This is a genomic window from Tumidithrix elongata BACA0141 (genome assembly GCF_036349135.1).
Taxonomy (GTDB): Bacteria; Cyanobacteriota; Cyanobacteriia; order Pseudanabaenales; family Pseudanabaenaceae; genus Tumidithrix; species Tumidithrix elongata.
Genome location: NZ_JAZBJZ010000192.1, coordinates 1 through 5947, shown reverse-complemented (window position 1 = coordinate 5947; position 5947 = coordinate 1). Strand labels below are relative to the sequence as shown.

The following is a 5947-nucleotide window of genomic DNA, read 5'->3' as shown; positions in this document are numbered from 1 at the left end:
CGCCAACTACGATAAAGACCGTATCCTTAACTTGCCAAGTCAAAGGCTGACCAGTACTGCGGGGCACGGCAGGATCGTAACTCCGCGTCTCTAAACCTACCACCACATCGGTAGTGTATCAAAAGTGTTGAATGAATAAATCAGATAAGGACAGGAAATTCATAACGATTGATACACTACCAATACTTTCTACGCAAAGGATCTAATTGAGGTGCATTCCCATCATGGGATGGAAGCCTATTTTTCAGAGATGGATAATCGAGATGAAACGGGATTTAGAATTTACGCTGTGTTAGGCGAACTATTCACAAATCCCAAAATCCGCATGAGAGTTGGGATTTATGGTCATTTCTACGAAACTACAGTAACTGGAATCTTTGATTTGCCCGATCGAATTACTGATTGTTTGGCAGATTATTGGTAATCCAAGTGATAATGGGAAATTAGAAATAAACTAAACCTTGTTTTAATTTCCCAATAGCTTTAAGTTATTTGATGCGCAGGGAGGAGAAAAGATCGTGATTGCAATTCCAGTTAAGACCTATACTCCCGAAGAGTATTTGGAATTAGAAATTGAATCTACAACTCGCAATGAATATCGCGATGGAGAAATTATTCCGATGACAGGCGGCACTCCTACCCATAATGAAATTATCGGAGCGCTTACGGTAATTCTCAGGCTTGCACTCAAGGGTAAATCATTACAAGTATTTGTGACCGATCAACGGCTGTGGATTCCCGATCGCAAAATCCATACTTACCCTGATGTAATGGTTGTGCCGCGTCCGATTTTGTTGCAAGAAGGACGCAAAGACACAGTGACGCAGCCTATTTTTATTGCAGAAGTGTTGTCTAATTCCACAAAAAACTACGACCGAGGCGAAAAATTTGCCGATTACCGTACAATTTCTAGCTTTCAGGAATACTTATTGGTCGAGCAGTCTAAACCTCATGTCGAACAATACGTCAAGCAAGGGGCAAATAAATGGTTGCTTCAGGAGTTCGATCGCCTAGAGGATCGGCTGACTTTATCGTCGATTGGCATCGAGGTTAGCTTAGCGGAATTGTATGAAGGTGTTGAGTTCTAAAGTTTTGAAAGTACGCGGCAAATAGTACCCACAAAACCCAAATACTGCGATCGCGATCGGTATGCATATCGCATACCCACCAGTACCACTCTCAATTGCGTCCTGACTTTTTTTGCTGCCTATCATTCAGAAGCAGTGCTGTCCTGCGAGAAAGCGGCGATCGCCAACGCGCAATCGATGTCGATCAACCACCGCATTGCGGACGAGGCCTTGGATATGCTGCTACGCCTGCTAAGCGGAACCCTCACCCGTTTTGCTACCTATGTAAATTGCAGACATGGTACGGCATGGTCGAAATTCAATACCCCTGAGGAGGTTGCAGCGGTTATTGGCAAACCAAAGCATTACCTGAGGGCAGTTACAAAGAAATAAAATTATGTTAATGTCTGAGTCCTTCCGCCATATTTTTCGCCAGCTACCCAAACAAACGATGAGCTTAAATTAAGGCTTTCAACCATTATCTAGCTTAACTTCTAGTTGTTTTAGCAAGGGGTAACCTCAGAAAATCAGAAATATAGCGGGTTTGCGTTTTTAGTAAGCAAGAGCACCGAAGCATTCAGACGAAATGGAGAAAATTGCTGCCATAGATCCGTTGGATCTCCAAAAAGTCATTTCGGCTTAATTGATTGTTCCCAGCAGATCCAGAAAATCTGAAACGATCGGTGTATGCTTAATTCTAATGTTTTTGAGAAGGAGGAGTAGATCGATTTTATGAAATGCCTTCAAAACTAAAAAAAGCCAGCGACCGCAAATCACTAGCTTTTTTGAAACCCGAAGGTTTAATTTGATTCAATTGTGAAACGGACAGAATGCTTTTGGCAAGGCTTTGTTTGTCCAGTGCTTCTTCATATCTTACACCAAGATACGAAGTAGGCAAGCTTTGTGATGAAAATTTTTTTAAGATCTGCACAAAGGCTTACTGGATCGACCTGTTTGTTTCCTGATTGAGACCCGCTACATCAATCAAAATCAGGAGTAGGAGTTTTTTCGTAATGTTAAATAATTTATGGCAGTCTGCAAGCGCAGGCATGCCAACCCATGCGATCGGCGATCGCATGGTAGATGCAGCTATGCCCCACCCAGTCTCTACCCCCGAAATCTACAGACAGCAGGTTTACCGAGAATGGGTTGAAGGTTCCGCCATTTCACCAGAACTTTTTTACGCCAACGTCACCATTGCCGCCTCCGAAGCGATCGAGCATGGTGGCGACGTCTCCCGCCCTCTACACGACGCCTTAAACTGGAAAGTAGATCGCTGGCGAGATCCGCGATATTCCGGGGCAATCATTCATACCCTCGACCCGATCGCGGGAATCCGTCAAGTTTTCCAAGTCAAACTCGAAAAACCGATCTACGATGCCAAACGCGATCGGTTTCGCAAATACGAAAACCCATCGGGACGAGGACAAGTAGGCGGCTTTGCCTCTGTCGATTTATTAACCTGGCAAAAGATCGGCGATCGCTACGGCATCCTCTTGCCCTCAGATCTATCAGACCGACAATGGTACGACCGAGAGTTCTGGAACTGGGTTATTGAGTTTGGGCTACCCATCTTCATTACCGAAGGGATGAAGAAAGCCTGCGCCCTCCTATCTCAAGGTCACGTAGCGATCGCCCTATCGGGTATCACTATGGGGCGGCAAAATATAGAAGGCAAAACCCAACTGCAAGCCTACTTGGATATTTTTGCTACTCCTAAGCGCGACATTTATCTCTGTTTTGACGCGGAAACTAAACCTAAAACCATTTTTGATGTCTATCTGGCTCAATCCAAAACAGGCAAGCTGTTTGAAGACAAAGGTTGCCAAGTGCGCGTCTTGCAATTGCCCTTACTCCCCAATACAGACAAGACAGGGGTTGACGATCTGATCGTGACCCTAGGTGGCTCCGCCCTATTGCAATGTATCGATGCAGCTCTGTCTCTATCTGCTTACCGCTGGCAATTTAACTACAAGGCGCAGCTCCAAACGGAGCCTGCTATCTCTTTCTCTTCACCCAGTTTGTTGCAAGCTGTCGGCACTTTACCTTCTTCTGGCATCATTGCCATTTCTAGTGCCAAGGGCACGGAGAAAACCAAATTGTTAGCCCGCGAAACTGCTAACGATACGAAATTAGTCGCACTGACCCATCTGCGTTCATTGCGGAAAAATTTAGCCCATCGCCTCAACCTGCAAGTCCTCAACGACCTAGATCGGGCAAAAGGGTTTGGTTTTCTCGGAAATACAGATCGGATCGCCCTCTGCGTTCACAGTTTGCTGGCAATTAATCCCCGCGATTACATCGGCTGTACCCTAGCGATCGACGAAGCCGCACAGGTTTTCCGCACGTTGTTAACCTCGAAGCTGTGCAACAAAAATGGCATGCGGGGGGCTTTACTAGCCAGATTGGAAGAATTGATGCGTGTGGCAGGACGAATTGTAATTGCCGATGCCGACCTCAGCGATTTTGAGTTGAATTACACCCAAAAGCTCAGGGGGGATAATGGGCAGCCCTATCTCATCCTTAACCACTACAAAGCCGAGAGCTATGCTGTAGCAATTGTAGATAGCCCTACGGATGATTGCGCGATCGCCATGTTGATGGAAGATCTGCGCGTAGGCGAAAAGGTGATGATCTGTTGCGATAGTAAGGACAAGGCGGATGCGATCGCTAAGATGGTGCGCGACTTGGGGCTAGATCTGCGCGTGATGTTGGTGACCTCGGATGGCGAACAGGCGGATGCGGATACTGAGGAGGACGGGCTGTTTGTAGCTGAAATCAACCAAAGGGTGACTGCCTATGACCTGCTGATCGTCAGTCCTTCCATGAGTACGGGTGTGAGTATCGAAACGCCGCACTTTTCTAAGGTTTATGGATTTTTCAGTGGGGTTCTGGGAGATGGGGACATTGCCCAGATGTTAATTCGCTATCGTCCCAACGTACCGCGCGTGCTCTGGTGTAAAAAATCAGGCAATCAATTTTCGCAGGTCTCGCGCGGTGAAAGTGCTTCGATGGTACGAGAGGCACTTCATACTTCCCACGATGCTGAAATTAGCTGTATCCGCCATTCCCTTGCTAGCGACTTGATTCCATTCGTGCATGACGGCTATCGGTTCGACCGCAATCCCCACATCGATCTGTTCTGCCAATATACGGCGCAACAAAATCAAGCGATGCGATCGCTTCGAGCCAATCTAATCGCGAGATTGCAATACGAGGGATGCAAGTTGGAAATCGTCACGCCCGAGGTTTCAATTCATGAGGCGAAGGAGTTGATGAAGGCCTCGAAGCAGGCGATCGCTGCGGAACACGCGCATAAGTTATGTCAGGTGGCGATTTTGAAGGGTTCGGAACTCAAGCGCCTGCGCGACAAGGAAAACCCGACGCGGGAGGAAAGGCTGATTCTGGAGGCTTCCACGATTGCGGAGGAGTTAGTAGCCGATAAACTTACGACCGAGTTGGTGGACTTTTGGCATCGCGGCAGGGTATTGCACCCTTTGCGGGAGTTGGAGGCGACGTTAAACCCCGAGCTGGCAGTCTCGACGGATACGCGGCAGATTGCCAAGCAGGCGAGTTTTAGAGGGTTTGGTACGGCTTGGGATATTCCTAAGTTGGAACTGCGCAGGCAAATCAGGGAGAGATCTGGGTTCGTGGCGTTGCTTAATCGGTTAATTGAGGGGGAAACAATTACGCTGTTCGATTTGCAACAGGAGTTTGAGCCTTTTTTAGGGAAATACGGTCGTAAGTTGGCGGATGCGGGGTTGCCTGCCTATCTGCAAAAGTCGGTTTCCTATACGTTTGGTCGTTGGCTGGAGCTTTTGGGTGTCAAGTTTCATACGATCCGCGATCGTTCGACGAATTTGGAAACGCATTTTCAAATCGACCGCGTGTATTGGGAGATTTTGATCGAGATTTTGGCGCGTCGAGCCGAGCAAAGGGTGGCATTTTTGAGCGGTGTTTCGAGTGGGCGATCGCAACTCTTACTCGATCCTAAGGTAGTATCTGAAAGAGAGGTTGTAAAAGAGGTTGAGGGCGATCGCAACTTACTTCCTTTGTTTATAGATCCGCCAGTGGCGATCGAGGAGAAATCTTTGCTTCCCGAAATTGGGGCGATCGTGCAGGTCAAGGTCAGCGAAGGGGGCAGGATGATTTGGCGGCAGGCGCGATATTTGGGTCAGGCTGCGATCGCTGGTTTAGGGCAGATTTATCGAGTTATGGTGGGAGATCTGCCGCTTAATGTCTTTTCTCCCGATTGCCTGCGGGAAATGACAACTTGAGGTGTAGATTTGGAAGTAGGCTTATACAAGACAAAGGTCTATGCCTCGGTTTGATATCATTAAATCCCACATTCCGCTCGTAATGGAAAGGTAAAATGATTACCGAAAGGCAGTGTGTATTGTTACCTGAACGGAACGAAAGTCGCAAAGTCGGTAGATTGAGCCGCGTAAGTCTCTTTATGGAATATACCTTTTCGAGGGGTTATGCAAAAAAAAACAATTTAGTTTTCGATCATAAATAGCCTCGCACAAGAATTACTGTCTGTTCGCTACTTTTGGAGATGGATGCCGGAATATTGCCATGCATAACCTGTTGTAACATCCCTTCCTGACTAGCTCCTAAAATGATCGCTTCACTGTGATTCTTTCTAGCACACTCTAGGATCGCATCAGAAATGGAACTAGCGTGAATAGAGGTCATCGTCATATAACCATTGAAGCGTTGTTTGAGAAAATCAGCGGCTTTTTCCAATATGGTAGTATCTGGCTCAGTATTATCTGGTTCAAATACTTGACACAGGTTAATTTCTGGAGTTTTACTTAAGGTCACTAGTAGACTACGGCGTAAAAATGTCTACCGTTAAACTGCCAGAGCCTTTCCTT

Annotated in this window: 6 protein-coding genes; 4 read left to right on the top strand and 2 right to left on the bottom strand. The window is 46.8% G+C overall.

Going from position 1 to position 5947, the window contains the following annotated elements:
- Positions 1-211 precede the first annotated feature (211 nt).
- The 3 genes from V2H45_RS24805 (at position 212) to V2H45_RS24795 (ending at position 1460) form a co-directional block, all read left to right on the top strand.
- Positions 212-424 carry a hypothetical protein gene (locus V2H45_RS24805; RefSeq protein WP_330486377.1) on the top strand — a complete coding sequence of 71 codons (213 nt, stop codon included), beginning with the start codon at positions 212-214 and terminating at the stop codon, positions 422-424.
- A gap of 94 nt (positions 425-518) precedes the next feature.
- Complete coding sequence (locus V2H45_RS24800; RefSeq protein WP_330486376.1) at positions 519-1088, top strand: Uma2 family endonuclease; 570 nt, start codon at positions 519-521, stop codon at positions 1086-1088.
- 135 nt (positions 1089-1223) lie between these two features.
- Positions 1224-1460 carry a hypothetical protein gene (locus V2H45_RS24795; RefSeq protein WP_330486375.1) on the top strand — a complete coding sequence of 79 codons (237 nt, stop codon included), beginning with the start codon at positions 1224-1226 and terminating at the stop codon, positions 1458-1460.
- A gap of 337 nt (positions 1461-1797) precedes the next feature.
- On the opposite strand, the gene V2H45_RS24790 is transcribed toward V2H45_RS24795, so the two are convergent.
- Positions 1798-1998 carry a hypothetical protein gene (locus tag V2H45_RS24790; RefSeq protein WP_330486374.1) on the bottom strand — a complete coding sequence of 67 codons (201 nt, stop codon included), beginning with the start codon at positions 1996-1998 and terminating at the stop codon, positions 1798-1800.
- 82 nt (positions 1999-2080) lie between these two features.
- Here V2H45_RS24790 and V2H45_RS24785 point away from each other — a divergent pair, with 82 nt between their 5' ends.
- Positions 2081-5344 carry a plasmid replication protein, CyRepA1 family gene (locus V2H45_RS24785; RefSeq protein ID WP_330486373.1) on the top strand — a complete coding sequence of 1088 codons (3264 nt, stop codon included), beginning with the start codon at positions 2081-2083 and terminating at the stop codon, positions 5342-5344.
- Between the two features lie 232 nt (positions 5345-5576).
- Here the strand turns inward: V2H45_RS24785 and V2H45_RS24780 are convergent, their stop codons facing one another.
- Positions 5577-5894, bottom strand: coding sequence for a universal stress protein (locus V2H45_RS24780; RefSeq protein WP_330486372.1), 318 nt, complete (start codon positions 5892-5894; stop codon positions 5577-5579).
- Positions 5895-5947: the final 53 nt, after the last annotated feature.

Coding starts and splice junctions, on each gene's coding strand:
- V2H45_RS24785 (WP_330486373.1), top strand. CDS start 2,081: ATGTTAAATAATTTATGGCAGTCTGCAAGCGCAGGCATGCCAACCCAT.